This is a genomic window from Methylobacterium sp. 37f (assembly GCF_023093475.1).
GTDB lineage: Bacteria > Pseudomonadota > Alphaproteobacteria > Rhizobiales > Beijerinckiaceae > Methylobacterium.
The window spans coordinates 1-26,342 of record NZ_JAGHKN010000027.1 but is presented as its reverse complement, the minus strand read 5'-3'; the positions used below and the strand labels follow the sequence as shown (position 1 = coordinate 26,342).

The following is a 26,342-nucleotide window of genomic DNA, read 5'->3' as shown; positions in this document are numbered from 1 at the left end:
TCATGGCGACCCTTCAGTCCCTCTCCGACCTGAACCGCGCGAACGTCGAGTCGCCGGAGAACGCCGCTCCGGTCCACGTCCAGAAGCTCGATGCCCAGGGCCGCGCCTACGCCACCGGCAAGCGCAAGGACGCGGTCGCCCGCGTCTGGATCAAGCCCGGCACCGGCAAGGTCGTGGTCAACGGCCGCGCCGTCGAGGTGTATTTCGCCCGTCCGGTGCTGCGCATGATCCTGCGTCAGCCGCTCACCATCGCCAACCGCGTCGACCAGTACGACATCACCGTCTCGGTGCATGGCGGCGGTCTCTCGGGTCAGGCCGGCGCCGTGCGCCACGGCCTGTCCAAGGCGCTGACCTACTACGAGCCGGAGCTGCGCGCTCCGCTGAAGCGCGAGGGCTTCCTGACCCGCGACAGCCGCGTGGTCGAGCGCAAGAAGTACGGCCGCAAGAAGGCTCGCCGCAGCTTCCAGTTCTCGAAGCGCTGAGGCGCTCCGTCACGATGTATCTGGGCAGGGCGGCTTCGGCCGCCCTTTCCTTTTGAGCCGCCGCCTTTTGAGCCGCCGCAGAGAGACACGGATCCCCATGGCGAAGCCCTTCCGACGCGTCACCCGGCCCGACGCCTCCGCCGTCACCCTCTGCCTCGCGGAGACCGGCGGCGCGCAGACGGGCGAGGTCAAGCTCGCCGACGGCCGCCTGTTCAGCACCACCGGCATCATGCCCATCGCGCAGGCCTTCGGGGTGGCCGTCCACGTCGCCAACGAGGGCGGTCTGGAGATCGTGGTGATCGATCCCCAGAACCTGTGGAAGCCCTCCTGGGGTGAGCTGATCGCCTGACGGTGTCGGAGGCCTGATCGGTCAGGCGTGCAGGGCGTGCTCCAGTTCGCCCTTCGACATCTTCGAGCGGCCGGGAATGTTCTTGTCCCGGGCCGCCTTCATCAGGTCCGCCTTGGTCCGGCCTGATCCCGCATGGGTCGATTTCCGTGCCGCGGCGGTCTTCTTCGCGACGTCGGCCGGCTGCTTGGAGAACTGCTTGCCCTTGGCCGAATCAGCCTGCTTCTTCCGGGTCGAGCGGTCGTACTCGGATTCCGACACGGACTCGCGGGCCTTCTTCGGCAGGTAGCGTTCACCGGTCTCGCCGCTCTTCTCGCCGGACTTCGTGTCCCACTCCTCCTCGGTCCACTGCTTCAGGTGGTTGTCCTCGGACTTCTTGCCCTTGTAGCCGCCGCCGGCGTCCTTGTAGGCCTTGGTGGCCGCTTGGGCCTTGCGCGCCGACCATTGGCCCGGCTTGCCGCCCTTGTCCGAGTCCGTAACCTGCTTTTTCACCTTGTCCCAGAGCTTGGGATCGGTCTTTTCCGCGCTGGCTGACATCTGCATGACCTCGATGGAACGTCTCGTCATGCCTCAACCGGACGGTCGCGCGCCCCGTTCCAGGTCCGGGACCGGGATACACAGGCTTGATCGACTGTCATCATGCGTTAGTCGCGTGGGGGCCAAGACATTGACTTGAGGAAGCGTCCCGGCCACGTCGCTCCGGCAGGTCGGCGCAGGATCATTCCGCAGCGACGCGGCGAGAAGGATGTCAGGTGGCCATGAGCGAGAGCGGCGCGGGGCACAAGCCCACGATCTTCATCGACGGCGAGGCCGGAACCACGGGCCTCGGCATTCGCGAGCGCCTCGAGCGCGAGGGCCGCGTCACTCTGAAGAGCATCCCGCATGAGAGCCGCAAGGACGCGGCCGTCAAGCGGACGCTGCTCGAGGCGGTCGACCTCGTCGTCCTGTGCCTGCCCGACGCGGCCGCGAAGGAGACCGTGGCGCTGGCCGACACCCTGCCGGGCGGCGGCCCGCGCATTCTCGATGCCAGCACCGCGCACCGGGTCGATCCGGCCTGGGCCTACGGCTTCGCCGAGTTGGCGCCGGCCCAGGCGCAGGCCATCCGTCAGGCGCGGCGGGTCGCCAATCCGGGCTGCTATCCGACCGGCGCCATCGCGCTGATCCGTCCCCTGGTGGAGGCCGGGATCCTTCCGCCCGATCATCCGGTCAGCATCAATGCGGTCAGCGGCTATAGCGGCGGCGGCAAGAGCATGATCGAGTCCTACGAGGCCGGACAGGGCGAGCCGTTCCTGCTCTACGGCCTCGGCCTCGGGCACAAGCACCTGCCGGAGACGCAGACCTATGCCCGGCTCACCCGCCGGCCGATCTTCATCCCGTCCGTCGGCAACTTCCGCCAGGGCATGCTGGTGAGCGTGCCGCTCCACCTCGACACCCTGCCGGGAGCCCCTCGCGCCGCCGATCTCGAGGCGGCCCTGGTGGCCTATTACGAGGGCCAGGATCTGGTGCGGGTGGTCCCGGCCGACGGCACCGAGAGCATCGAGCCGGAAGCGCTGAACGACACCGACCGCCTTGAATTGCGGGTCTACGGCAACGAGACCCATCGGCAGGCGGTCCTGGTCGCCCGCCTCGACAATCTCGGCAAGGGTGCGTCCGGCGCAGCCGTGCAGAATATCGGGCTGATGCTCGGTCTCGACTGACTCGCGCACGCATCGGCCGTTCCCGATGCCCGCAGGCCCGCGCCGCAGGCCTGCGGGCACACCCGTGCGCGGGATCGTGCCGCCAAGCCACGTTTGACGCGATCGTGATCCGACATCGCGGGCGGCCTCGACGGGTCGAGGCCGCCCGTTCGTCTTGCGCGATACCTCGGGCCGCGCGTTCCGGCCCGACCCGGAGATCGAACCGCCCTCCTCCGTACCGGCGGTCGAAGGTGCACGGGTTCCGCGTGTTGCTGCATTCTCCGTAGGATGCCGGCAGAGTTGCGGTGCAGCACCCAGCATCGCCTCAGTGCTGATCCCTCGCGACGACGGTGTTTGATCAACCATCCGTGAGTGACTCAGCCCGCGCCAAGACGGCGACCGGGCAAAGTCGATGTGCCATCTGGCCAGGATTGATTCCGGCCCGCCGCGTAACGGAATCACTGCGTTCCAAACCAAGCTTTTCTCGTCGCGGCGGCATAAAGACGGTCAGCTTCATTGCGAACACCATAAATTTGTTTTATCGCATGAAACGCAATGTCCAATGTTCTTATTGAGATTCATGGTGAGACCTTCGGGGTAAGGATCGATTTTTCGCGAATTCCTTTGTGGAATAGTCCGCGTCCGGAGCGTGACGATCGACATGCGGACCGGCCTTTCCAGGATCTCCACGCGTCGATCCGAACCGGCCAGTGGTCCTTGGCGCGGCGACGCTGCTTTTCAGCAGGAACGGGACAGGTCGTGCAGGCCCTTCGTCTCCACACGCAGGACACGTGACAGTCTTGTTGGTCAACCGGGGCGCGATTGATCACATCAGTGCAGGCCATGCGCGAAAAATTGACAAATGATCCACAGCGCGCCGAGGGAAAACCTCGCAATCTTTGATACAACATCTTGCTTGCAAAAAGATCTGAGCCTACGCTTTAAGACAACTCCAACAGATATGCAGATCGGTGGCGCCACATGAACGAAACAGACAACGACTCAGCTCGGCTCATCACCCTGGCGGCCGATATCGTCTCGGCCTACGTCAGCAACAATCACGTTCAAAGCGCCGAGTTGCCCAAGCTCCTCAGTGATGTTCATGAGGCGATCCGTGGCGTGACCAACAGCGGCTCGTCCGCTGCCGAAGCCGGCCCGCCGAAGGCGACCCCGCAGGAGATCCGCCGCTCGATCTCGTCGGACTACCTGATCAGCTTCGAGGACGGAAAGCAGTACAAGACCCTGCGCCGACACCTGACCTTGCGTGGACTGACCCCTGAGCAGTATCGCGCCAAGTGGGGCCTGGCGCCCGATTATCCGATGACCTCGGCCAGCTATTCCGAGCAGCGTTCCGAGCTGGCCCGCGCCCTCGGCCTCGGCCAGCAGCGCCGCAAGGGCATCGCCAAGAGCGCGCCGGAAGAGACCGTGACGGCCGAACCCCCGGAGGAGCCCGAGGCCGAGGCCGAGGCCGCTCCCGCAGAGAAGAAGCGTCGCGGTCCCCGCAAGAAGGTCGACGCCTGATCTGACAGATCTCTGCCCGCCCGAGCGGCACGGTGCAGAGATCACGTCGGTCCTCGCGATAACAGACAGGTCGGCTTGAGGGACGCTCGAGCCGGCCTGATCTTTATGCGGGCCGAATAGCGCGCCCCGTGAAGGTGGGCCGACGCTTCGAATGGATGCGGACAGCTGTGCTGGAGTTTGTCAGGGATTGGGGGAAACCGGTCATCCCGACAGGACAAGCAAAAACGACAGACGCTAGGCCGGCAGCACGACCACCTTCGCCTTCAGCGGCGTACGCGCGTAGAGGTGGATCATGTCCTGCGTGAGCAGGCCGACGCAGCCACTGGTGATGCCGCTGCCGATGGTGTCGGGCTCACTGCTGGCGTAGATCGTGTAGAGCGTATAGGCGCCGTTCTGGTAGAGGTGCAGCGTGCGGGCGCCGAGTGGGTTGTCGAGACCGCCCGGCATGCCGCGGGCATATTGGGCGGCTTCCGGCTGGCGCCGGATCATCTCCTTGGGCGGTGTCCAGGTCGCCCATTCGGATTTGCGGCCGACATAGGCATCCCCGCTCCACAGGAATCCGTCGCGGCCGACATTGGCGCCGTATCGCGTGGCGGCGCCGTCCCCCTCGATGCGATAGACATAGAAATTGCGCGGATCGACGACGATCGTGCCGGGTGCCTCCTTCGACTCATACCGAACCGTCCGGCGATAGTATTTCGGATCGACCTTGCTGATGTCGGTCGCCGGAATCGGAAATTTCTCGTCCGGCATCGCTCCGTAGGTCTTCGCTGCCTCGGCGAGGACCATCCCATCGGGTGTCACGCAACCGGCCAACCCCAGGGTTCCAAGGCCGACGGCCGAGCCGACCAGGAACGCGCGGCGGTCGAGAAATCCGGCCCGCTGGGGAGATGGAGCGAGATCCTGCGTCTGGCCGGCATCCGCCCGTCTACCTGTCAGGGTCATGATCTTCGAAGTCCCGGGTCAGTCGGTCCACCCTGCGGGATGGCTCGATCGAAAGCGTCGCGGCGTTGCGCGGGTGATGCGTATTGCCAAGCTCAGATTGCCCCGGTCCGGCTGGGCTGACAAGCTTTACTCGGTCTCCGTGGCCCTTGTCCTGTTCGAAGCCCGGCATGTTTCGGGCGATTCTTCCGGATTCCGCATAGCCACCGGCCTTGCACCGGGACTGAAACAGTCGGGCCACAGTATCGTGGTCGCGCGATCCACACCGCATCCCTGCAGCCGACGGAGTTGATGCGGATCGGCCGACGCCAGGATCGGCGCGAACGGATCGAAACAGTACGGGCCTTGCCGGTCATGCCGCCGCGTCGGACTCCATGTCCTTGCCACGGGTCTCCGGCATCCAGAGGGCCGCGAGAGTTCCGACGATGCTGAAGGCGACGAGATAGTAGGCCGGCGCCAGCTTGTCGCCGGACAGGGCGATGAGCTTGTTCACCAGGTAGTTCGTGCTGCCGCCGAAGATCGAGACCGAAAAGGCGTAGACGATCGAGAGGCCGGCACTGCGCACCGCGCGCGGCAGCGATTCCGGGATCGCCACGATGATGGCCGCCGCATTGATCGAGGAAAGGGCGGAGAGCAGGAAGGTGACGGCGTAGACCGAGGGGCCTGTCGGGTCGCGCACGAGCCAGACGAAGGCCGGCAGGGTCAGCACGACGATGAGGACGCGCGGCCAGATCAACACCGCGCGCCGCCCGATCCGATCGGCGAGCCAGCCGCCGATGAGCGGAAACACGATGGAGGCGAGGCCGAGGGCAATCGGCACCGCCGTCGAGATCGTCTCCGTCAATCCCAGCGTCGCCTGGGCGTAGACCGGCATGTTGGTGCCGATGGCATTGGACACCGTGGAGGCCGCGATGATCAGGAAGGTCAGCGCGAGGAGCCGCCCATGTTCGCGCACCAGACGCCGCACCACGCCGAAGGTCGAGGCAGCGGCGGCGGGATCGGCCCGTTCGCCGGCGGTCTCGGGCAGGTGACTGCGGATGATCAGGCCCACCGGCACCACGCCGATGCCGAGTGCGAACATCACGCGCCAGCCCCAGTCGCCCATCGCGGCATCGCCGACCGCGAAGGTGAGGGCCGAGGCGCAAAGGCCGGCGATCAGGGCCGCGCAGCCCTGGCTGGCGATCTGCCAACTCGCCACGAAGCCGCGGTGCTTCGGGGGCGCGGCCTCCAGCAGGTAGGCGGTGGAGGGGCCGACCTCGCCGCCGAGAGCGAGCCCCTGGATGAGCCGGCCCACGATGACGATGACCTGTGACCAGCCGCCCAGGGTGGCGTAGCCGGGAGCGGCCGCCAGCATCACCATGCCGATCGCCATGAGCGCGATGGTGATCAGCATGGCGGGCTTGCGCCCGGTCCGGTCGGCGAAGGCCCCGATGAGGATGCCGCCGATGGGCCGCATGACATAGCCGATGCCGAACAGAGCCAGGGAGGCGAGCAAGCTATCGGTGGCGTTCTGCGAGGGGAAGAAGGTCTCGCCGATCGACTTCGCAAAGAAGGCGTAGATGGTGAAGTCGTAGAATTCGAGGGCATTGCCCAGGACGACGGCCGCCACCGCCTTTCGCTCCAGGACCGGGTGCAGCCCGGTGTTCGTTGCATCCGTGTTCATGGCCGGGTCCCTCGCGTCAGCGTGGCCTATGCCGGCCGCGATGGAGGAGTTCCAGCAGAACTTTCGGATCGCATTCGGCCGACGCTTGGGCTCCCTGACCTCGACGCATCGCTGGTCCGGGCTGCCTCGTGTTAGCCCCTGGATCTGACGTTGCACTGCAGCGATCCGGTCTCGCGCCGTCCCGGTGCAGCCCGATCCCGTGCCCGAATCCCGATTTCACGCCCCGATCCCATCGCAAGGCACCGATGCTGTCCCGCTCCTCGACGTTGTCCCGCCCGATTCTGGCCCTCGCGGCCGCCTCCTTCGGCATCGGCACCACCGAATTCGTCATCATGGGTCTTCTTCCGGATGTGGCGGCGAGCTTCGGCGTCAGCGTTCCGCGCGCCGGCCTGCTGGTCTCCGGCTACGCTCTCGGCGTCGCGGTCGGGGCTCCCATCGTCGCCATCGCCACCGCACGTCTGCCGCGCAAGACCGCCCTGCTCGTCCTGATGGCGGTGTTCCTCCTGGGCAACCTCGGCTGCGCCCTGGCCCCGACCTACGATCTCCTGATGCTGGCCCGCATCGTCACCGCCTTCGCGCACGGTGCCTTCTTCGGCATCGGCGCCGTGGTGGCGAGCAGCCTGGTGCCGCGCGAGCAGCGGGCCCAGGCCGTGGCGCTGATGTTCGCCGGCCTGACGCTCGCCAATGTCCTGGGTGTGCCCTTCGGGACGGCATTGGGCCAGGTCGCCGGCTGGCGCGCCACCTTCTGGGGCGTCCTCGTTCTCGGCGTGGCGGCGGCGGGGGCGATCCTGGCCTTCGTGCCGGGCGGTATGCCGGGCTCGCGCGGCGGCCTTGCCGGCGAATTCCGCTCCCTCCGGCGCTGGCCCGTGCTGCTGCCGATGCTGATCAGCACGCTGGCCTCCGTGAGCCTGTTCACGGTGTTCACCTACATCACCCCGATCCTGGAGGATGTGAGCGGGCTGACGCCGACGCAGGTGACCGGAGCCCTGCTGCTGTTCGGAGTCGGCCTGACGGTCGGAAACCTCGCCGGAGGCCGCCTCGCCGACCGGCGCCTGATGGCGACCGTCATCGGCAGCTTCGCGGCCCTGGTGGCCGTTCTGGCGCTGTTCGCCTTCACCGCGCAGGCGGCGATCCCCGCCGTCATCACGCTGCCGATCTGGGGCGCGCTGGTCTTCGCCGTCGTGGCGCCCCTCCAGGTCTGGGTGGTGGAGGCGGCAACCGATGCGCCCAACCTGGCCTCGACCCTGAACCAGGGGGCCTTCAACCTCGGCAATGCCAGCGGTGCGGCCCTCGGCGGGGCTCTTGTCACGGCCGGCTACGGCTATGGCAGCCTGCCCTGGTTCGGCTCCGCCATCGCGCTCCTGGCCCTCGTGCTGACCCTGACGGCCCGGCCGCGCGGGACCCGTCCGGTTCCGGCCTGAGCGCCGGAGCGGGTCGGGACCGGAGCATCAGGTCAGCGGCGTCGCCAGGACCTTGTCGATGCGCCGGCCATCCATGTCGACGACCTCGAAGCGCCAGCCATGCGACTCGAAGTGATCGCCGATGCCGGGAATGCGGCCGAGGCGGAAGATCACGAAGCCCGCGAGCGTGGTGAAATCGTCGGAATCCGGGTGCTCGGCGAAGGCGAGACGGTCGAAGGCCTGGGATGCCGGCATCATGCCGTCGATGAGGAGCGAGCCGTCCTCGCGCTCGACCACGTTCGGTTCGTCGCCGACCTCGGGGATGTTGCCGGCGATCGCTTCGAGCAGGTCGGTCTGGGTCACGATGCCTTCGAGGCTGCCGTACTCGTCGACGACCACCGCCATCCGCACGGGCTTGGCCTGGAACGTCTCCAGCACCGCCAGGATCGACATGCTCTCGTGTACGACGATCGGCGGCTGGGTCGCCGCCAGGACGCTGATCGGCTTGCCGTCGAGGAGTTGATTGAGCAGGTCCTGCTTGCGCACCACCCCGACGATCTCGTCGACTTCGCTGCGGCTGACCACCAGCTGGGCATGGTCGCATTCCCGCACCGACCTCAGGATCGCGTCGGGCTCCTCGTCGGCATCGACCCACTCGACCTCGTGTCGCGGGGTCATGATATCGCGCACCCGGCGCTCGCCGATCGAGAAGATGCGCTGGACCGCCTCCTGCTGCGCCTCGCGGATCAGGCCGGCCTCCTGGCTCGCCTGGACCAGTAGGTTGAGTTCGGCGGTGGAGTGGAGCGAGCCTTCGCCGTGCCCGGCCTGCAGGCCGAACAGCCGGACGACGCCGTTGCCGAGACCGTTGAGGAACAGGATCGCCGGGCGGAACACGAACAGGAACAGGCCGAGGGGCCGCACCACCGCGAGCGCGGTGCGCTCGCTGCGCTGGAGTGCGAGGCTCTTCGGGGCCAACTCACCGAGCACGATGTGCATCGACGTGATGATGACGAAGGAGATGACCACCGCGATGGTGTGGGCGGCGGTGGTGCCGACCGGCTCCGGCAGGAAGCTCAAGGCCGGCACGATGATGTGCGCCAGCGCCGGCTCGCCGACCCAGCCCAGCGCCAGGGACGAAATGGTGATGCCGAGCTGCGTCGCCGCCAGGTAGGCGTCGAGCTGGTCGGTGGCGCGCTGAAGAGCGGCGGCGTGTGTGCGCCGCTCGGTGACCAGCTCGGCGACCCGACTCTTGCGCACCGAAACCAGGGCGAACTCGGCGGCCACGAAGAAACCGTTGGCGAGCACCAGGGCGAAGACGGCAACGAGGCCCAGCCCGGTCGCCCATGCGTCGTCGAAAATCGTCGTCTCCCCTGGTCAGCGGCGGATCTCTACCAGCTCCGCAGGTGACGGGCCACCGCGATCACGCACCCGACGATTTTCCCTGTGACCTCGACACGACCCTTCAAAATACAACCGTGCGCCTTCGCGCGCATCACCCCGTCCGCGAGCCAACCCAGAGGTGGCTCCATTCTTTAGGAACAAAGCTGATGCGGCACGGTTCTCGCGATGAATAGGCATTCCGTCCGACAAACGGGACATTGTCTCAGCAAATCACAGTATTAACATTTGTTATTTAAGATAAATAACGCAAGTTAATGCCATGATTCCTAGCTTAGGGCAAAGCAGCTTCGTGAAAGAAACAATCTTGATCACGGGTGGAGCCGGATTTATCGGCCGCCACCTTGCGAAGGCCCTTCTCGAGCGGGGCTATCGCATCCGCGTCCTCGACAGCCTGATCGAGCAGGTCCACGGCCCCTCCGGGAATACCAGCACCCTGCCGAAGGAAGTCGAAGTCATCATCGGCGACGTGCGCGACGCCAGCGCCGTCGCATCGGCTGTCAAGGGCGTTGATCGGGTGGTTCATCTCGCTGCTGAGGTAGGTGTCGGTCAGAGCATGTACGCGGTGGAGCGCTACGTCTCCGTCAACGATTGCGGCACCGCCGTGCTGTTCGAAGCGCTTATCAATCAACCAGTTAAGCGAGTCGTCGTCGCCTCCTCGATGAGTGTCTACGGCGAGGGGCTGTACCGCACGGTGGACGGTGCACTGGTGGATGATGCAGTGCGCCGCTCACGGCGGCCCGGCGAGCCTTGGGATCCACTCGATGCGCAGGGACGTCCCATGCGGCCGGTTCCCACGCCCGAAACCAAACTGCCCGCTCTCGCCTCGGTTTATGCCCTGACGAAGTACATGCAGGAGCGCCTAACGCTCACCCTCACGCCAGCCTACGGGATGGAGGGCGTGGCGCTGCGCCTTTGGAACGCCTACGGGCCAGGTCAGGCACTCTCGAACCCCTACACGGGCGTGTTGGCGATCTTCGCGGCGCGCATCCACAACGGTCAGCCGCCGATGATTTTCGAGGACGGCGAGCAACGTCGGGACTTTGTCCATGTGGAGGATGTCGCGAGGGCCTTTGTACTGGCTCTTGAGCATCCCGCAGCTGCCGACCAAGTCTACAACGTCGGTAGCGGCGTGGATCGCTCCGTACGCGACGTCGCCCACCTCCTCGCTCAAGCAATGGGGCGTCCGGATATCATTCCCGAAACGACCGGCCAGGCTCGCTCCGGCGACATCCGGCATTGTATCGCCGACATCACCCGGATCGAGCGCGAGCTCGGCTTCCAGCCTCAACAGGACTTCGCCGCGGGCTTGGCCGAACTCGCCGCCTGGGTAGCAAAGCAGCAGGCCGTAGACCGGGTCGCGGAAGCGCGGCGCGAGCTCGAAGCACGTGGGTTGGTGGCGTGACCGGCCGTCCTGTCCTCATCACCGGCGGCGCGGGATTCGTTGGGGCGAATCTCGCGGATGCGTTGGCGCGCGATGGACAGCCGGTCCTGGTCTATGACGCGCTCGTTCGGCCTGGGGTGGCCCGTAATCTTGCTTGGCTTCAGGCCCGCCATCCGGGTCTGATTCAATCGATCACCGCCGATATCCGAGACTCTGAAACCTTGAAGCGGGCAGTGGTTGGAGTCGAAGCTGTTTTCCACTTCGCCGCACAGGTTGCTGTTACGACCAGCCTGGAATCGCCTCATACAGATGCCGAGGTGAATCTGGTTGGGACACTCAACCTGCTTGAGGCGATCCGTGCGCAGGACCGTCGGATTCCGGTCCTGTTTGCTTCGACCAATAAAGTCTACGGCGATCTGCCCGAGATTACTCTCGACCGTATCGGTGACGCCTATCTGCCTGTCGATCATGCTCTTCGTGCGCGGGGTATCGGCGAGGAGCGACCGCTCGACTTTCATACGCCCTATGGTTGCTCCAAGGGCGCGGCGGACCAGTACGTGCTCGACTACGCCCGGAGCTTCAACCTCCCGACGGCAGTGTTCCGCATGAGCTGTATCTACGGTCCGCGCCAGATGGGAACTGAGGACCAGGGTTGGGTTGCCCATTTCCTGATCCGCGCTTTGGAGGGGTTGCCCATCACGCTTTACGGAGACGGTGCACAGGTGCGCGACATCCTGCACGTACGTGATGCGGTGGCGGTGTATCGTTCGGCCCTGGCGCGCATCGATGCGATCAAGGGGCGTGTCTTCAATCTTGGGGGCGGCCCGCCCAACGCCGTCAGCCTTTTGCAGGTCCTCGATCACATCTCTGCCCTGACCGGTCGGCCCATCGAGCGCCATGTCCGTGCCTGGCGGCAGGGCGACCAACGCTACTACGTCTCGGATACGCGAGCCGCGAATACGGCCCTCGGGCTCGGCGCCGTCATGGACTGGCGGGTCGGCATCGCCGATCTGGCGCGTTGGCTCGCTGAAGAACGTGGGATGACGTTGGGCCTGACACCCTTGGCAGGCGCTGCCGAATGAAAGTGGCTCTCGTCAATCCTCCGTGGGACTACCGCAACAGCATCTACTTCGGGTGCCGCTCGCCGCACCTGCCTCTGGAACTCGGCTACAGTGCCGCGTTGCTTGAGGCCGCCGGGCATGAAGCCCTGATCGTCGACGCTCATCTCGACGCGCTGACAGCAGTTCACGCCGCCGAAAGCGTCGCCAATTTCACTCCAGACCTGACTGTCGTCACGACCGCGCCAACGTACCTGTTCTGGCGCTGTGCGCCGCCGGAGTTGCGGGTGCCGCGTGGCTTTCTCGATGTTCTTGCGGGCCGAGGCGGCCGCACCGTCGCAGTTGGTCCGCACGGCTCGACGACGCCGGGGCCAACCCTCGACAAGCTTGCGTGCGATATCGTTGTGCGCGGGGAGTGTGAGGAAATCGTCGCACGCCTCGCCGATGCGGAGGACCTGAACGCGGTACCAGCGGTCGCGTTTCGCCAGGACGGATCGCTCGTGGTGACGGGTCCCCCGCACGCGAGCCGTTTCACGGACCTGCCGGCTCTGCGTTGGCCAGACCGCTGGATCTCCCGCCATACCCATCATCATCACCGGTTCGACAGCCCACCGGACGGGCCCGGCGCCGAGATCGAAGCTTCTCGTGGTTGCCCTTATCATTGCAGCTTTTGCGCGAAGATCGATTTTCGGGATGCCTATCGTCGACGCGATCATGGTCATGTTCTCGAAGAGATCGATGGGCTGATCGCGCAGGGCGTGACTTACCTCTACTTCATCGATGAGATCTTCCTTCCGCAAAGGCCGCTGCTGGAGGCGCTGGTTACCCGGAACGTGCGCTTCGGTGTTCAGACCCGTATCGATCTCTGGAAGCCTGACATGCTCGACCTCCTGGGTGCTGCCGGCTGTGTCTCCATCGAGGCCGGCATCGAGAGCTTGACCGAGGCTGGTCGAGCTGCCCTCGACAAGAAGTGTCGCGCCTCCACCGACAATCTTGCCGAGCGACTGATCTATGCCAGGCGCAGCGTTCCCTTTGTCCAGGCCAATCTCATCGCCATGGCAGGCGATGATCCAGCGATGGTCCGTAAATGGCGCGACCGGCTCCGCCGAGACGGTGTCTGGGCCAACGATCCGGTGCCGCTCTATCCCTACCCAAGTTCGCCGGATTATCGGCGCCTCTGGGGAGAACCCGACGACCAGGCCTGGGAGCGCGCCCATGCGCATTACCTCGCGCAGTTCGAGCGCTTCAGCGACATCCAGGAGGAGCAGCCACTGCCGCTTCGAGAACTGGAGGCCGTATGCGGATGCCGCTGAGGGATCATCCGCATGTCCTGATGACCGCCGATGCACTGGGCGGAATCTGGCAATACAGTCTCGATCTCGGTGAGGGCCTGGTGCGACGAGGCTTCGTTGTCACGATCGCCTTGCTGGGGCCGGTTCCAAGCCGCGAACGTCTCTTGGCGGCCGAAGCTGCCAGCGGCTGTCGGATTCTCGCCACCGGTTTGTCCCTCGACTGGATGGCAAGAGCGCCTGCAGAGGTGCGGGAGGCCGGAGCCGCTCTCGCACGTCTCGCTGTGACGTTGAACGCGGACATCGTCCACCTTCACTCTCCGGCGCTTGCCTCGCGGGACTATCACGTCCCGATTGTGGCCGTCTGTCATTCCTGCGGGGGGACATGGTGGGAGGCCGTCGAGACCGGCCCTCTACCCCCCGACCTAGCTTGGCGTCGCGATCTCACAGCCGAGGGATGCGCCATTGTGGATGTCTTGCTGGCACCGACACACGCTTTCGCGGCGGCAACGCAACGCGTCTACGGTTTGGTTGAGCGCCCGCTCGTGGTGCGCAATGGGCGTCGCTCTCCCATTGGCCACAGCCACTCTCTCCCGCCCCAGCCCTACGTTTTTACCGCGGGGCGTCTGTGGGATCGTGCCAAGAACGCGGAGACCCTCGATCAAGTGGCCGCGCGCCTTGACTGGCCGCTCCGCGCGGCCGGCCCGATGGAGAGCCCCGGTGGTGAGCGTGTGGAGGTGATGTACCTCGATTGTCTCGGTCGTCTCGACGATCAGGGCATCGCGGCCCAACTCGGCGAGCGGCCGATCTTCCTGTCGCTGGCGCGGTACGAGCCCTTCGGCCTGGCTGTGCTGGAGGCGGCCAGCGCAGGATGCGCGCTGGTTCTCTCCGATGTAGCGAGTTTTCGCGAGTTGTGGGAGGGAGCCGCGCTGTTCGTCGATCCCGAGGATGCAGGGGGGGCGGCAGCGGCAATCCGGGGGCTGGTCGAAGATCCCGACGAACGTCTCCGTCAGGGTTCTGCAGCCCGCACGCGTTCCAGTTGCTACGGGGTCGACGCGATGACGAGCGGCGTAGTCGCGGTCTTCCGCGGATGTTGGACGGGAACGCCTGTCCGTTCCCTGGCGGGGGCGGCCGCATGAGGATCGCCTACTTCACCCACTCGCTCGCCTCATGCTGGAACCACGGCAATGCCCACTTCCTCCGCGGTGTGCTGCGCGAACTGATGGCCCTTGGGCATGCTGTCGAAGCTTACGAGCCGGAGGGCGCCTGGAGCTTGGAGAACCTGATCCGCGACCATGGATCCTCCGGAATGGAGGCGTATCGCAGGGCTTATCCGGACTTGAACTCGGTGATCTATCCTCAGGTCGGCTCAGTTGTCGATCGCGTTGCGGATGCGGATGTCGTCGTCGTTCACGAATGGAACGCTCCCGAGCTCGCCGCTGCTTTGGGCGCACGGCGCAAAGGCGGAGCTCGCTACACGCTTTTGTTCCATGACACCCATCACCGCGCGGTCAGCGCGCCTGACGAGATGCGTCGCTTCGACCTTTCCGGCTTTGATGGTGTTCTCGCGTTCGGAGAGACCTTGGCCTCGGTCTATCGGGATTGGGGATGGGGGCAGCGTGTTTTCGTATGGCATGAGGCCGCCGACACCCGATTGTTCCATCCTCCAGCCGTCGAAAATGCGCGGGCCGGCTTGATCTGGATCGGTAATTGGGGTGATGACGAGCGGAGCGAGGAACTCGAAGCCTACCTTTTCGCCCCGGCGAACGATGCTGGCCTCGACCTCGATATCTATGGCGTCCGCTACCCGAAGTCGGCAATCCGGGCTCTGGAGCGCCACGGCGCGCGCTATCGCGGCTGGGCGCCGAACGCGCTGGCGCCGTCGCTTTTCGCGCACCACCTCGCTACGATCCATGTGCCGCGTCGCTTCTACGTCCGGCATCTTCCAGGTATCCCGACGATCCGTGTCTTCGAGGCGCTGGCCTGCGGTATTCCCCTCGCCTGTGCGCCCTGGGATGACACGGAAGGCCTCTTTCGGCCGGGGACCGATTATCTGCTCGCCCGCGATGGAGCCGCGATGGCGCGTCACCTGAAGGCGCTTCGCGAAGACCCGGACTTGCGCGCATCCCTTCGGGCGAACGGCCTCGCCACCATCGCGGCGCGTCACACCTGCGCGCATCGAGCCGTGGAGTTGCTCGGCATCGTCGCGGGCCTTCGCGCACCCGGGATATGCATCGAACCACTGGAGAGATCCGCATGAAGATCGCCTTCTACGGCTCCAGCCTCCTGTCATCCTACTGGAACGGCGCAGCGACCTATTATCGTGGCCTGCTCAGCGACCTCGCGCGGTATGGCCATCGCATCACCTTCTACGAGCCCGATGCCTTTGATCGCCAGCAGCATCGTGACATCGATCCGCCGCCGTATGCCGAAGTGAAAGTCTATTCCACCACGCTGGAGGAGATGCGTAGCGTGGCTGCGGAAGCGGCAGCGGCTGATGTCGTGGTCAAGGCGAGCGGCGTCGGGATCTTCGATGACGAGCTCTTACAGGGGGTTATCGCAGCGTCGCGACCGGAGGCAATCCGCATTTTTTGGGACGTTGACGCGCCAGCGACCCTCGCCGAGATGCGCAGCAATCCCGATCACGGGCTGCATCGTGCTATGCCGGAACTCGACCTCGTACTGACTTATGGTGGCGGACCGCCGGTTATCACCGCCTACGAACAGTTTGGCGCGCGCCGCTGCATTCCAATCTACAACGCGCTCGATCCTTCCACGCACCACCCGGTTCCTCCCGAACCGCGTTTTGCCGCAGACCTCGCCTTCCTCGGGAACCGCCTGCCTGATCGCGAGGCGCGGGTCGACGCCTTCTTCCTCGATGCTGCAATCCGGCTGCCGGGTCGACGCTTTCTGCTGGGCGGAAGCGGCTGGGAAAGTCGAGGCCTGCCGACCAATGTGCACCACCTCGGTCATGTCTACACGCGGGAGCACAACGCCTTCAACACGACGCCGCTGGCGGTGTTGAACATCGCTCGCGAAAGCATGGCGGCGGTGGGCTTCTCGCCGGCCACCCGTGTGTTCGAAGCAGCCGGAGCTGGAGCTTGCCTCATTACCGATGCCTGGGACGGGATCGAACTGTTTCTTGAGCCCGACAAGGAGGTACTGGTCGCGCGCGACGGGCGCGAAGTCGCCGAGCACCTTGCGGCTTTGACGCCGGCCCGTGCGCGACAGATTGGCGAGGGCGCGAAGGCCCGGATCAGCGCCGATCACACCTACGCGCGGCGCGGTGCTGAGGTCGACGCGATCTTAAGAAGCGAGGCTAAGCGGAAGGGCACCCTGACGCCGGCACGGAGCGTCGCGTGAGCCGCCCTCTCCGCCTCGTGGTTCTCGGGCTGAGCCTGTCGTCTTCCTGGGGCAACGGCCATGCCACGACCTACCGCGCTCTTCTGAAAGCCTTTACCGCCCGCGGCAACGACGTGCTGTTCCTGGAGCGCGACGTGCCCTGGTACGCGGAGCATCGCGATCTGGCTGAACCAGGTTTCTGCCACTTCGCGCTCTATCCGGATCTTGCGGCGCTGGAGGAGCACCGGGAGGCGATTGCATCGGCCGATGCGGTCATCGTCGGGTCTTACGTGCCCGACGGCATCGCCATCGGCGACCGTATCTTCGATTGGTCCCGTGGGCTTCGGGCCTTCTACGATATCGACACGCCCGTCACACTGGCACGCCTCGAAGCTGGGGATTGCGCCTACCTCGCTGCACACCAGATCGCGGAGTACGACCTTTATCTGTCCTTCACCGGCGGCCGGACCCTCCGCCTCCTGGAGGAAGCCTATGGCTCACCGATCGCCCGTGCCCTGTACTGCTCCGTCGATCCGCAGGCCTATCCTGCGCTGGAGCGTGAGGTGGTCTACGATCTCTCCTACCTCGGGACCTATAGTCTCGATCGCCAGCCAACGCTGGAGCGCCTGCTGATCGAGCCGGCGCGCCGTTCGCCGGACCTCCGTTTCTGCGTCGCCGGGCCGCAATATCCGGATGGGATCGATTGGCCGGCGAACGTCACGCGGATCGCGCACCTGCCTCCTGACCGGCACCCGGACTTCTACGCGGCAAGCCGCTACACCCTGAATGTCACCCGGGGGGACATGATCCGCGCGGGCTACAGCCCGAGCGTACGTCTGTTCGAGGCGGCCTGTATCGGCACAACCATCATCAGCGACACATGGGATGGCCTCGACACCATCCTGACGCCGGGCTCCGAGATCATCACGGCGCAGGAGCCTGAGGACGTGCTGTCGATCCTGCGGCTGCAGCCGGAGGCGGTTCGCCGTCGCATCGGCACGGCAGCCCGAACGCGGGTCCTTGCCCGCCACAGCGCCGCGCAACGCGCTGCGGAACTGGAGGCGATCCTACGCGGCGCTATCGCGGCGCGCGTCGTGACGACGGCAGGCCCTGATCTGCTGGAGGAGGTCGGCGCATGACCACAGGTTCGATCCGCGTCGGCCTCGTCGGGGTCGGCAATTGCGCCTCATCCTTCGTGCAGGGCCTGCACCATTATCGCGAGGCCGACCCGGCCGAGACCGTGCCGGGGCTCATGAACGTGTCGCTCGGCGGTTATCACGTCCGCGACATTGCAGTGGTGTCGGCCTTCGACGTCAATACCCGCAAGGTGGGACGCGACCTTGCCGATGCGATCGGTGCCCCCCCGAACAACACGATCCGTTTCGCGGAGGTGCCGCCGTCCGGCGTCATGGTGCAACGCGGACCGACCCTCGACGGGCTCGGGCGCTACATGCGCGAGGACATCGTCGAGGCGGAGGATCCCGCCATCGATGTCACGGCCGAACTGGAGCGCACGCGCACGCAGGTGCTGGTCTCCTATCTGCCGGTCGGCTCGCAGGCCGCTACGGAATACTACGCCCAGTGTGCCCTCGATGCCGGCTGCGCCTTCGTGAACTGCATCCCGGTATTCATCGCCTCAGACCCGGAATGGCGGGGGCGGTTCGAGGCGCGCGGGCTGCCGATCCTCGGCGACGACATCAAGAGTCAGGTTGGCGCGACCATCGTGCACCGGATGCTCGCCAACCTGATGCGCGAGCGCGGGGTGCGTCTCGACCGCACCTACCAGCTTAATTTCGGCGGCAACGCCGATTTCAAGAACATGCTCGAGCGCGAGCGCCTGGAATCGAAGAAGATTTCGAAGACCCGGGCGGTGACCAGCCAGCTCGATGTGCCCCTCGATCCCGACGATATCCATGTCGGTCCGAGCGATCACGTGCCCTGGCTGACGGACCGGAAATGGGCTCAGATCCGCCTGGAAGGCACGGCCTTCGGCGGGGTGCCCCTGTCGATGGAGCTGAAGCTCGAAGTCTGGGATTCGCCGAATTCCGCCGGCATCGTGATCGACGCGGTGCGCTGCGCTCGGCTGGCGCTCGACCGTGGGATCGGCGGGGCACTGATCGGTCCGTCGAGCTACTTCATGAAGGCGCCGCCGCAGCAATTCACCGACGCGGAAGCACGGGCGCGCACACGCGCCTTCATCGCCGGCGAGCCGGAATCATCCGCCGTGGAGGCGGCGTGACCCGGATCGTCCTGGTCCGCCACGGCAGCCATGACCGGTTGAACCGCATCCTGTGCGGGCGGATGGAGGGCGTTCGTCTGAGCGAGCAGGGCCGGCGCGAGGCGAATTTCGTCAGTGCCGCTCTGACCGGAACCGGGGCGACGGCGCTGCTGTCGAGCCCGCGGGCGCGCACGCTCGAGACGGCGGCGCCCATCGCCAGGACTCTCGAACTGGGCATCGCCGAGGAGCCCGGCCTGGACGAGATCGATTTCGGCGATTGGACCGGCCGGCCCCTGGCCGATCTCGCTGCCGATTCACGCTGGCAGGCCTGGAACACCCGCAGAGCGGACAACCGTCCGCCCGGCGGCGAGAGCATGGGCGAGGCGCAGGTTCGCGCCATGGCGGCCCTGACGGGGCGACCGGAGGGATGCCTGATCGCGGTCAGTCATGGCGACGTCATCCGCGCCGTCCTGCTGCATGTCCTCGGGCTCTCCGTCGCGTCCTATGATCGCCTCGTGGTCGAGCCGGCCTCGATCAGCGTCGTCGAGCTCTGGCCCGGGGGCGGCCGGGTTTACAGCCTCAACGGCACGGCTCACCTGACATGAGGGGTTCGCCATGATGAGATCCGAGGATCGCCTGCGGGGCGAGATCGACGCGCTCGGCCCGTGGTTCCACAACATGAACCTCGACGGCGTCTGGACCGCCCCGAACCATTTCCTCGGGGATTATCCGGCGCTCAAATGGCGCGGTTTCGCCGATGCTCTTCCGGCGGACCTGACGGGAAAGAGCGTTCTCGACATCGGCTGCAACGGCGGCTTCTACGCCATCGAGATGAAACGACGGGGCGCGGCGCGGGTCCTCGGCCTCGATTCCGATGCGCGCTACCTGGCGCAGGCCCGCTTCGCCGCCCGGGTGACGGGACAGGACATCACCTTCGCGCAAGGGTCGGTCTACGACGTCGGGGCGCTGGGCGAGCGCTTCGACGTCGTGCTGTTCATGGGCGTGCTCTACCACCTGCGGCACCCGCTCCTGGCGCTGGACCTCATCCGCGAGACCGTGGCGAAAGACCTGCTGGTGTTCCAGTCGATGCAGCGCGGCTCGCGCGAGGTGGTGCCCGTGGCCGGCGACTACGATTTCTTCGAACCCGCGCCCTTCGCCGAACCCGGTTACCCGAAGCTGCACTTCATCGAGGAGCGCTACGCGGGCGATCCGACCAACTGGTGGGTGCCCAACCGCGCCTGCACCGAGGCCATGCTGCGGGCGAGCGGCTTTGCCATCGTGGGGCACCCGGAGGAGGAGGTCTATCTCTGCCGTTGCGCGGAGAAGGCCGAGCCCGGGGCGGTCTATCCGGCGCGCCCGGCACAGGAGATCCCAGCGTGATCGAAGCCGCGATGCTCTGGAACGAGCCCAACAACAAATCCCATTGGGACCCGGAGCTTGACCCCGAGTGGCGCCTGTTCGCCGAGATGGTGAGCGCCGCCGGCCATGCCATCCGGGCGGAAAACCCGAGCCTGCCGCGGGTGCTTGGCGGGATCTCGCCGATCGATCCGGGCTTCATTCGGCGCATGGAGCGGGCGGGCGCCCTCGATGCGGTGGATGCCGTGGCGGTGCACGGCTTTCCCCTCGATTGGAACCTCTGGCAGGTCCACGAATGGCCGGCCAAGATCGCCGAGATCCGGGCGGTGACGCACCTGCCGGTCTGGGTCTCGGAGGTGGGCATTTCGACCTTCGGCGCCGAGGAGGTGCAGCGCTGGGGCGTCGACCGGACGGCGGAGCTGCTGATCGGCCAGGCGCCGCGCATCCACTGGTACAGCCTCTACGATCTGCCGCGCGAATGGGAGGCCACCACCCGCCATCGGGAGGCCGAGGGCTCCTCCTATTACCGCCATTTCCACATGGGCTTGCTGCGCCAGGACGGCACGCCGAAGCTGGCCCTGGAGGCGTTCGCCCGGCATACCCCGGCGTTGGGGCTGTGCCAGTGGTTCCACTACGAGGACCACCGCTTGGACGAGGCGGTGGCCTGGATGAAGCACCTCGGGGTGACCTACCTGCGTACCGGCCTGTCCTGGGCCGACAGCTTCCGCCCCAACGCCCTCGATTGGTTCGATCGGCAGATGCGGGCGCTGGAGGATTTCGACGTCACGGTGACGTTCTGCTTCACGCCGGAGCATCGCGGGCTGGCGCCGCACCACACCAGTCCGCCCCAGGATCCCAACGAGTTCGCCGAATTCTGCGCCGCGATGGTGCGCCGCTATGCGCCGGGGCGGGTGAGCGCTGCCGTCCACCGGTGATCGTGTTCGGCAAGCGGGATCGCCCCCAAGACCCGCGCGACCTCATTGCGGAGATCGCGGGCGGGCTCGGGGCGGCGCGAGACGCCGAGGGCCTGCGCCGGCACGAGGCCCTGGCGGCGGCTTTGATCGCGGCCGGGATGTTGCTGCAAGGCCTTGCGGATGCTGACCTTTCGGCCCGCGGCACCGATGCCCCCTCCCCGGCCCAGGACGGCGCGACGGGGCTGATCCTGCGGCTGGCCGAGGCGGTCCTGGCCTCCTGGGCGGGCGGATTTCACCGCGACGTGCCGGATCTCGACGGGGCTCTTGCGGACCTCGCCGGGCTGGCCCTGCCGCCGGAGATCGCCACGCGATGGGCCGAGGGCTTTGCGTTTTACGCAATCTATCCAGAGACTTACGGGATCGCCGCGCGGGCCGCGGGGCTCGCGCCGGACACGCTGGTGATCGGCCTGCGCAGCATCGGGGCGCCGCTCGCCGCCATGGTGGCGGCCGGGATCGGCAGCCGGCGCCTGATCACGGTGCGGCCGGTGGGGCACCCGTTCCGGCGGCACCTGGCCCTCTCGGAGGCGGTGGAGGCGACGATCCGGGCGGCTCGGAATGTGGCCGTGGTGGACGAGGGGCCGGGCCTGTCGGGCAGCTCCTTCGGGGCGGTGCTCGATGCGCTCGACCGGCTCGGGGTGGCGGAGGATCGGGTCACCCTGTTCCCGAGCCACGACGGAATGCCGGGGCCGCAGGCCTCGGAAAAGCACCGCCGGCGTTGGACGCGGATGGCCCGCCGGACCCTGTCGTTCGACGCCTGGGCGGGCGCGCCGAAGCGGCCGGACCAGGCGCTCGGGACCTGGGTCACCGACCTCGTGGGGGGTGAACCGGCGCCCCTGGAGGACATGTCCGGCGGGGGCTGGCGCCGCCAATTCTGGGCCGATCCGGCCGACTGGCCGCCGGTGAATGCCTGGCAGGAACGACGCAAGTTCCTGATGCGACAGGGAAACACCACCTGGCATATCAAATTCGCCGGTCTCGGATTCGAAGCCCGGCGCAAGCACGCGACGGCCCGGGCGCTCCAGGCGGCCGGGTTCATCCCGGAGGTGGCGGGCCTGCGCCACGGCTTCCTGGTGGAGCGCTGGTATGGGGAGGCGGTGCCCCTGCGGGCGGACCAGGGGGAGGCCTGGATCGCCCGGATCGGCGACTATCTGGCCTTCCGGGCCACGGCGTTTCCGGCCCCGCCGGAGGCCGGGGCGGACCTGTCCACGCTGGTGGCGATGGCCCGGCACAATGCCGGGGAGGCCCTGGGCGCGGAGCGGGCGCGGGCTCTGGAGCGGTGGTCGGAGGTTCGGCTCGCGGCGCTGGAGCGGGGGGTGCGACGGGTCGAGACCGACAACCGGATGCAGCCCTGGAAGTGGCTGACGCTGCCCGATGGGCGGCTCCTGAAGGCCGATGCGCTCGACCATGCGGCGGGGCACGACCTGATCGGGGCGCAGGATATCGCGTGGGATCTGGCCGCCGCGATCGTCGAGTTCGACCTGCCCAAACCGGCCGGCGTATACCTGCAGGGTCGCGTCGAGGTCACACGGAATCGCCTCCTCGATCCGGCCCTGATCGATGTCATGCTGTGCTGTTATGTGGCATACCAGATAGGTGCGCTCACCCTGGCCGTGGGTGCCACCCGCGACCCCGCCGAGGCCGCCCGGCTGGGGCGGCGCCGCGCGGATTTTCGTCGCCGCCTGCACGAAGCGCTTGACGCCTTTGGCGGCTGAACACCCTGCGGCACGGAAGTTCGGCCTCAGCGATTCGGCGGGATCGCGTAGGTGCCGGTGGCGTGGCAGACCAGGGGGGCGCCGTCCGGCCCGGTGATGTGGACCTCGCCGACCGCGAGGCGCCGGCCGAGCTTGAGCAGGCGGGCGGTGCCGAGCAGCCCGGTGGGTCCGGGCCTGCGCAGGAAGTTGAAGCTGAGGCTGGTGGTGACGGCGAGCGCCACCGGGCCGAGGCTGGCCAGGATCGCCGCATAGAGGGCGTAGTCGGCCAGCGCCATCATCGACGGACCGGAGACCGTGCCGCCGGGGCGGAGATGGCGGTCGTGGTGGTCCATCCGCATCCGGGCGAGGCCGGGGCCGACCTCCACGAGGTGATAGGTCCGGCCGCCGGCCTCCATCTGCGGGAAGGCCGAGTCGAGGAAGGCCACGGTCTCGGCGAGGGACAGGGCTTGCGGCAGCGCGTCCGGCGACGGATCGGGCGAGGCGGCGGAGGCAGGTTCGGGCGAAGTGTCGGGCAAGGTGTGGGGCAAGGTGTCGGGCAAGGTTTCGACCCAGTGTTCGGACAGGCTTCACCTTGCAGCATGCTCCGGCATGCCCGACAAGATCGGGGATGAGCCCGAACCACGACGCCTACGACCCCGCCCTGATCCGCCGGGTACTCACCGAGACCCGCAGCATCGCCCTGGTGGGCGCCTCGGCCAATCCGGCCCGGCCGAGCCACCACGTCATGGAATTCCTGCTGGCGCGCGGCTACCGGGTGATCCCGGTCAATCCCGGGCTCGCGGGGCAGAGCCTGCTCGGCCAGCCCGTCATCGCCCGCCTCGCCGACCTGACCGAGCCCGTCGACATGGTCGAGATTTTTCGCAGTTCGGATGCGGCGGGTGGGGTGGTGGACGAGGCTCTGGCTTTGCCTTGGGTGCCACGGTTCATCTGGATGCAGATCGGGGTGCGGGATAACGCCGCTGCGGCGCGGGCCGAGGCGGCGGGGTGTGTGGTGGTGATGGATCGGTGCCCGAAGATTGAGGTCCAAATCCGATAATCAAACAAAATGACAGGCTTGAAAATATTTTGCAAAAGAGTGAGTATGTATTAATCTAGAGCCATTTAAAAATAATTGGGTCGATTTATGTCTTCATTAGATTTTGATCTTGAAAAAAGCTTATTCAGGGAATTTTAGGATAATAACAGAATAAAGTTGGAGTTAGCAAAAAATACTCTGGTTTCTCTGATAAATTCTTTGACCGCCGCCTCCGATGTTGTAAAAATCTCAAAGATCGAGGGAAGAGTTAAAGAGAGAGAGGAGTGTGTCAGTAAATTTTCTAGAAAATATCGCACAGACCTTGAGAATAAAAACCAGGAGTACAGCATTAAAGACCATATAACGGATCTAATAGGGGTTCGGATTGTTTGTCTATATGAAGATGAGATATTACACATAAAAGATATCATTAGTTCGAATTTTGTAATAACAGGTGTAACGGATAAGATAATTGAAGTAGAGGGAACGGAAGCAACGTTTGGCTACAAAGGATTGCATGTCGATTTGAAGCATAATTCCAACCGGCTTAATCTTCCAGAATATTCAATTTACAAAGATTTTAACGTCGAAGTACAAATAAGAACAGTAGTTCAAGACTCATGGAGCATAATTGATCATAAAATAAAATATAAAAAATCTATTCCAAATGATTTGAAGCGACGTATCAATACTCTTGCTGCTTTGTTTGAGCTTGCCGACCGAGAGTTTCGCGCTATTCGGGATGCGACTATTGTGGAGATACAGAAAGCAGAAACATCGGAAATCGAAGTTGAGTTTGAAGTCGAGGCGCCTTCTATAAGCTCCGGAGTGGTAGTATCAACAATAGGAGATTTGGTTGGCATAAACACTCTCGATGCTTTTAGCTTCGAGAAGGTCGCCAAGATATTTTTCAAAGATTTTGAATTTGAGCCTTACAAAGTGGATGGCTTTGTGCAGGAAATCGTTAGATGCAGACCCTATATTACGAGAGCGAGCTTCAACCGAATTCTCAAGGAGAATATCTTGGAAATAAACAAATATCGAGATGAAACGGGAATTTCAATGAATCCGTACACGATAATTAGGCACTGTCTTTACAAAGGAGATAAGGCAAGATTTAGAAGCATCCTGAGTTCACACGCTCGATCGAACTTTCGGCAATGGGAGCAGGGTCAAATTTACTTAGGACTAAGTGATGGGTCGCCAGATACGTCAAAGTAATAATACAAATATAGAGTTCTGATCTGTTTCATGAAATTGGGCTAAACTGGGTCTCCGCCATCAAAGCCACAGCCACAAAGCTAATCCCAGCCGCGATAGCCAAATACAGCCCCACCCAACCCACACCGCCCCATTCCGACAGCCGCTGCGCCAGATACGGCGCGGCGGAGGCGCCGAGGATGCCGGCGAGGTTGTAGGTCACGGAGGCGCCGGTGTAGCGCACGCGGGTGGGGAACAGTTCGGGCAGCAGGGCGCCCATGGGACCGAACAGCCAGCCCATGGCGAACAGGCCGAGGCACAGGAAGCCCAGGACGAGGCCGCCCTGGCCGCTGCCGAGCATCGGGCCCATCAGCAGGCCGAGGCTGGCGGTGAAGACGAGGCCGGAGAGCAGGACGGGGCGACGGCCATAGCGGTCGGCGGCCCAGCCCGAGAGCGGGATGCCGAGGCCCATGAACAGCACGGCGACGCATTCGAACAGCAGGAAGGTCGGCCGGGTGAAGCCGAGGGTCGAGACGCCGTAGCTCAGGGCGAACACGGTGGAGAGGTAGAACACCGCGTAGCAGGCCACCATCGCGAAGGTGCCGAGCAGGGTGGCGCGGATGTATTTCGTGAAGATCACCGCCAGCGGCACGCGCTCGGGGGCGGCCTTCTCCAGGGCGGCCTTGAACACCGGGGTCTCGGTGAGTTTCAGCCGGACATAGAGCCCGACGCCGACCAGCACGGCGCTGGCCAGGAACGGGATGCGCCAGCCCCAGGCCTGGAAGTCGGCCGGGCTCAGGGCCAGGGCGAGGCCGAGGAAGCCCAGATTGGCGGTGATGAAGCCGACCGGCGCCCCGAGCTGCGGGAAGATGCCATAGAGGGCGCGCCGGCCCGGCGGGGCGTTCTCCACCGCCAGCAGGGCCGCGCCGCCCCACTCGCCGCCGAAGCCCACGCCCTGGGCGAAGCGCAGGACGCAGAGCAGGAAGGGCGCCCACCATCCGGCGGTGGCATAGGAGGGCAGGCAGCCGATCAGCACCGTCGACAGGCCCATGATCATCAGGGAGGCGACCAGCGTGGCCTTCCGCCCAACCCGATCGCCAAAGTGCCCGAAGAACGCGGCGCCGAGGGGGCGCGCGATGAAGGCGATCGAGAAGGTGGCGAAGGCCGCCAGCGTCTGCACCGCCGGATCGCCGGGCGGGAAGAAGATCGGCCCGATCACCAGCGCGGCGGCGGTGGCATAGACGTAGAAGTCATAGAACTCGATCGCGGTGCCGACGAAGCTGGCGATGAGGATGCGGGCGGCCGGAACGGTGTCGCTGGGCAGGGTCGGGCGGCTGGCGGGCTGGCGGAGGGCTGTGTGGCGGGG

Annotated in this window: 25 protein-coding genes; 19 read left to right on the top strand and 6 right to left on the bottom strand. The window is 65.6% G+C overall.

What is annotated here, in order from left to right; all coding sequences use genetic code 11:
• Positions 1 to 2: 2 nt before the first annotated feature.
• The gene (gene rpsI / locus J7U37_RS17165; RefSeq protein WP_056184579.1) at positions 3 to 482 is read left to right on the top strand and encodes a 30S ribosomal protein S9; all 480 of its coding nucleotides are present in this window, start codon (positions 3 to 5) and stop codon (positions 480 to 482) included.
• 97 nt (positions 483 to 579) lie between these two features.
• Positions 580 to 831 (top strand): hypothetical protein, encoded by a 252-nt coding sequence (locus J7U37_RS17160; RefSeq protein WP_247636474.1) that lies wholly within the window; start codon positions 580 to 582, stop codon positions 829 to 831.
• Between the two features lie 21 nt (positions 832 to 852).
• On the opposite strand, the gene J7U37_RS17155 is transcribed toward J7U37_RS17160, so the two are convergent.
• Positions 853 to 1,365, bottom strand: a complete 513-nt coding sequence (locus J7U37_RS17155) for a hypothetical protein (protein WP_056184638.1) — start codon at positions 1,363 to 1,365, stop codon at positions 853 to 855.
• A 221-nt stretch (positions 1,366 to 1,586) separates the two neighbouring features.
• Between J7U37_RS17155 and argC the strand changes: the two genes are divergently transcribed.
• Together argC and J7U37_RS17145 are read left to right on the top strand one after the other, a co-directional pair.
• Positions 1,587 to 2,525, top strand: a complete 939-nt coding sequence (gene argC, locus J7U37_RS17150) for an N-acetyl-gamma-glutamyl-phosphate reductase (protein WP_247636473.1) — start codon at positions 1,587 to 1,589, stop codon at positions 2,523 to 2,525.
• Between the two features lie 960 nt (positions 2,526 to 3,485).
• Entirely contained in the window at positions 3,486 to 4,025 is a 540-nt protein-coding gene (locus J7U37_RS17145; RefSeq protein WP_056184585.1) for a MucR family transcriptional regulator, read from the top strand.
• A gap of 234 nt (positions 4,026 to 4,259) precedes the next feature.
• Here the strand turns inward: J7U37_RS17145 and J7U37_RS17140 are convergent, their stop codons facing one another.
• On the bottom strand, positions 4,260 to 4,970 hold the full coding sequence (locus J7U37_RS17140) for a L,D-transpeptidase (protein ID WP_247636472.1): 711 nt from the start codon (positions 4,968 to 4,970) through the stop codon (positions 4,260 to 4,262).
• Between the two features lie 349 nt (positions 4,971 to 5,319).
• The gene (locus J7U37_RS17135) at positions 5,320 to 6,630 is read right to left on the bottom strand and encodes an MFS transporter (RefSeq protein ID WP_247636471.1); all 1,311 of its coding nucleotides are present in this window, start codon (positions 6,628 to 6,630) and stop codon (positions 5,320 to 5,322) included.
• 245 nt (positions 6,631 to 6,875) lie between these two features.
• Between J7U37_RS17135 and J7U37_RS17130 the strand changes: the two genes are divergently transcribed.
• Positions 6,876 to 8,051 carry an MFS transporter gene (locus J7U37_RS17130; RefSeq protein ID WP_056184591.1) on the top strand — a complete coding sequence of 392 codons (1,176 nt, stop codon included), beginning with the start codon at positions 6,876 to 6,878 and terminating at the stop codon, positions 8,049 to 8,051.
• Between the two features lie 27 nt (positions 8,052 to 8,078).
• Here J7U37_RS17130 and J7U37_RS17125 read toward each other — a convergent pair whose 3' ends face one another.
• Positions 8,079 to 9,335 carry a hemolysin family protein gene (locus tag J7U37_RS17125; protein ID WP_247636470.1) on the bottom strand — a complete coding sequence of 419 codons (1,257 nt, stop codon included), beginning with the start codon at positions 9,333 to 9,335 and terminating at the stop codon, positions 8,079 to 8,081.
• 385 nt (positions 9,336 to 9,720) lie between these two features.
• Here J7U37_RS17125 and J7U37_RS17120 point away from each other — a divergent pair, with 385 nt between their 5' ends.
• From J7U37_RS17120 to J7U37_RS17065, 12 genes are read left to right on the top strand one after another with little or no spacing between them, the layout of a single operon-like run.
• A complete protein-coding gene (locus J7U37_RS17120) occupies positions 9,721 to 10,833 on the top strand; it encodes an SDR family NAD(P)-dependent oxidoreductase (protein WP_247636469.1) in 1,113 nt (370 codons plus the stop codon).
• Positions 10,830 to 11,894: an NAD-dependent epimerase/dehydratase family protein gene (locus tag J7U37_RS17115; protein ID WP_247636468.1), complete on the top strand. Its 1,065-nt coding sequence runs from the start codon at positions 10,830 to 10,832 to the stop codon at positions 11,892 to 11,894. The genes J7U37_RS17120 and J7U37_RS17115 overlap by 4 nt, the downstream gene beginning before the upstream one ends.
• Positions 11,891 to 13,183, top strand: a complete 1,293-nt coding sequence (locus J7U37_RS17110; protein WP_247636467.1) for a TIGR04295 family B12-binding domain-containing radical SAM protein — start codon at positions 11,891 to 11,893, stop codon at positions 13,181 to 13,183. Before J7U37_RS17115 ends, J7U37_RS17110 begins: the two co-directional genes overlap by 4 nt.
• A complete protein-coding gene (locus J7U37_RS17105) occupies positions 13,168 to 14,298 on the top strand; it encodes a glycosyltransferase family 4 protein (protein WP_247636466.1) in 1,131 nt (376 codons plus the stop codon). The genes J7U37_RS17110 and J7U37_RS17105 overlap by 16 nt, the downstream gene beginning before the upstream one ends.
• On the top strand, positions 14,295 to 15,419 hold the full coding sequence (locus J7U37_RS17100) for a glycosyltransferase (protein WP_247636465.1): 1,125 nt from the start codon (positions 14,295 to 14,297) through the stop codon (positions 15,417 to 15,419). The genes J7U37_RS17105 and J7U37_RS17100 overlap by 4 nt, the downstream gene beginning before the upstream one ends.
• Positions 15,416 to 16,522, top strand: coding sequence for a glycosyltransferase (locus J7U37_RS17095; protein ID WP_056184605.1), 1,107 nt, complete (start codon positions 15,416 to 15,418; stop codon positions 16,520 to 16,522). The genes J7U37_RS17100 and J7U37_RS17095 overlap by 4 nt, the downstream gene beginning before the upstream one ends.
• Positions 16,519 to 17,640, top strand: a complete 1,122-nt coding sequence (locus tag J7U37_RS17090) for a glycosyltransferase (RefSeq protein WP_056184608.1) — start codon at positions 16,519 to 16,521, stop codon at positions 17,638 to 17,640. The genes J7U37_RS17095 and J7U37_RS17090 overlap by 4 nt, the downstream gene beginning before the upstream one ends.
• Positions 17,637 to 18,740 (top strand): inositol-3-phosphate synthase, encoded by a 1,104-nt coding sequence (locus J7U37_RS17085; RefSeq protein ID WP_056184610.1) that lies wholly within the window; start codon positions 17,637 to 17,639, stop codon positions 18,738 to 18,740. Before J7U37_RS17090 ends, J7U37_RS17085 begins: the two co-directional genes overlap by 4 nt.
• Entirely contained in the window at positions 18,737 to 19,324 is a 588-nt protein-coding gene (locus J7U37_RS17080; protein ID WP_056184612.1) for a histidine phosphatase family protein, read from the top strand. Before J7U37_RS17085 ends, J7U37_RS17080 begins: the two co-directional genes overlap by 4 nt.
• Before the next feature lie 10 nt (positions 19,325 to 19,334).
• A complete protein-coding gene (locus tag J7U37_RS17075; RefSeq protein WP_247636464.1) occupies positions 19,335 to 20,099 on the top strand; it encodes a TIGR04290 family methyltransferase in 765 nt (254 codons plus the stop codon).
• Positions 20,096 to 21,010: a beta-xylosidase gene (locus J7U37_RS17070; RefSeq protein WP_247636463.1), complete on the top strand. Its 915-nt coding sequence runs from the start codon at positions 20,096 to 20,098 to the stop codon at positions 21,008 to 21,010. Before J7U37_RS17075 ends, J7U37_RS17070 begins: the two co-directional genes overlap by 4 nt.
• Complete coding sequence (locus J7U37_RS17065; protein ID WP_247636462.1) at positions 21,007 to 22,761, top strand: hypothetical protein; 1,755 nt, start codon at positions 21,007 to 21,009, stop codon at positions 22,759 to 22,761. The genes J7U37_RS17070 and J7U37_RS17065 overlap by 4 nt, the downstream gene beginning before the upstream one ends.
• A 26-nt stretch (positions 22,762 to 22,787) precedes the next feature.
• Here J7U37_RS17065 and J7U37_RS17060 read toward each other — a convergent pair whose 3' ends face one another.
• On the bottom strand, positions 22,788 to 23,156 hold the full coding sequence (locus J7U37_RS17060; RefSeq protein WP_247636496.1) for a PaaI family thioesterase: 369 nt from the start codon (positions 23,154 to 23,156) through the stop codon (positions 22,788 to 22,790).
• Between the two features lie 212 nt (positions 23,157 to 23,368).
• Between J7U37_RS17060 and J7U37_RS17055 the strand changes: the two genes are divergently transcribed.
• Complete coding sequence (locus tag J7U37_RS17055) at positions 23,369 to 23,797, top strand: CoA-binding protein (protein ID WP_247636461.1); 429 nt, start codon at positions 23,369 to 23,371, stop codon at positions 23,795 to 23,797.
• 198 nt (positions 23,798 to 23,995) lie between these two features.
• Positions 23,996 to 24,997, top strand: a complete 1,002-nt coding sequence (locus J7U37_RS17050; protein ID WP_247636460.1) for a (p)ppGpp synthetase — start codon at positions 23,996 to 23,998, stop codon at positions 24,995 to 24,997.
• 28 nt (positions 24,998 to 25,025) lie between these two features.
• Here the strand turns inward: J7U37_RS17050 and J7U37_RS17045 are convergent, their stop codons facing one another.
• Entirely contained in the window at positions 25,026 to 26,300 is a 1,275-nt protein-coding gene (locus J7U37_RS17045; protein ID WP_247636495.1) for an MFS transporter, read from the bottom strand.
• Positions 26,301 to 26,342: the final 42 nt, after the last annotated feature.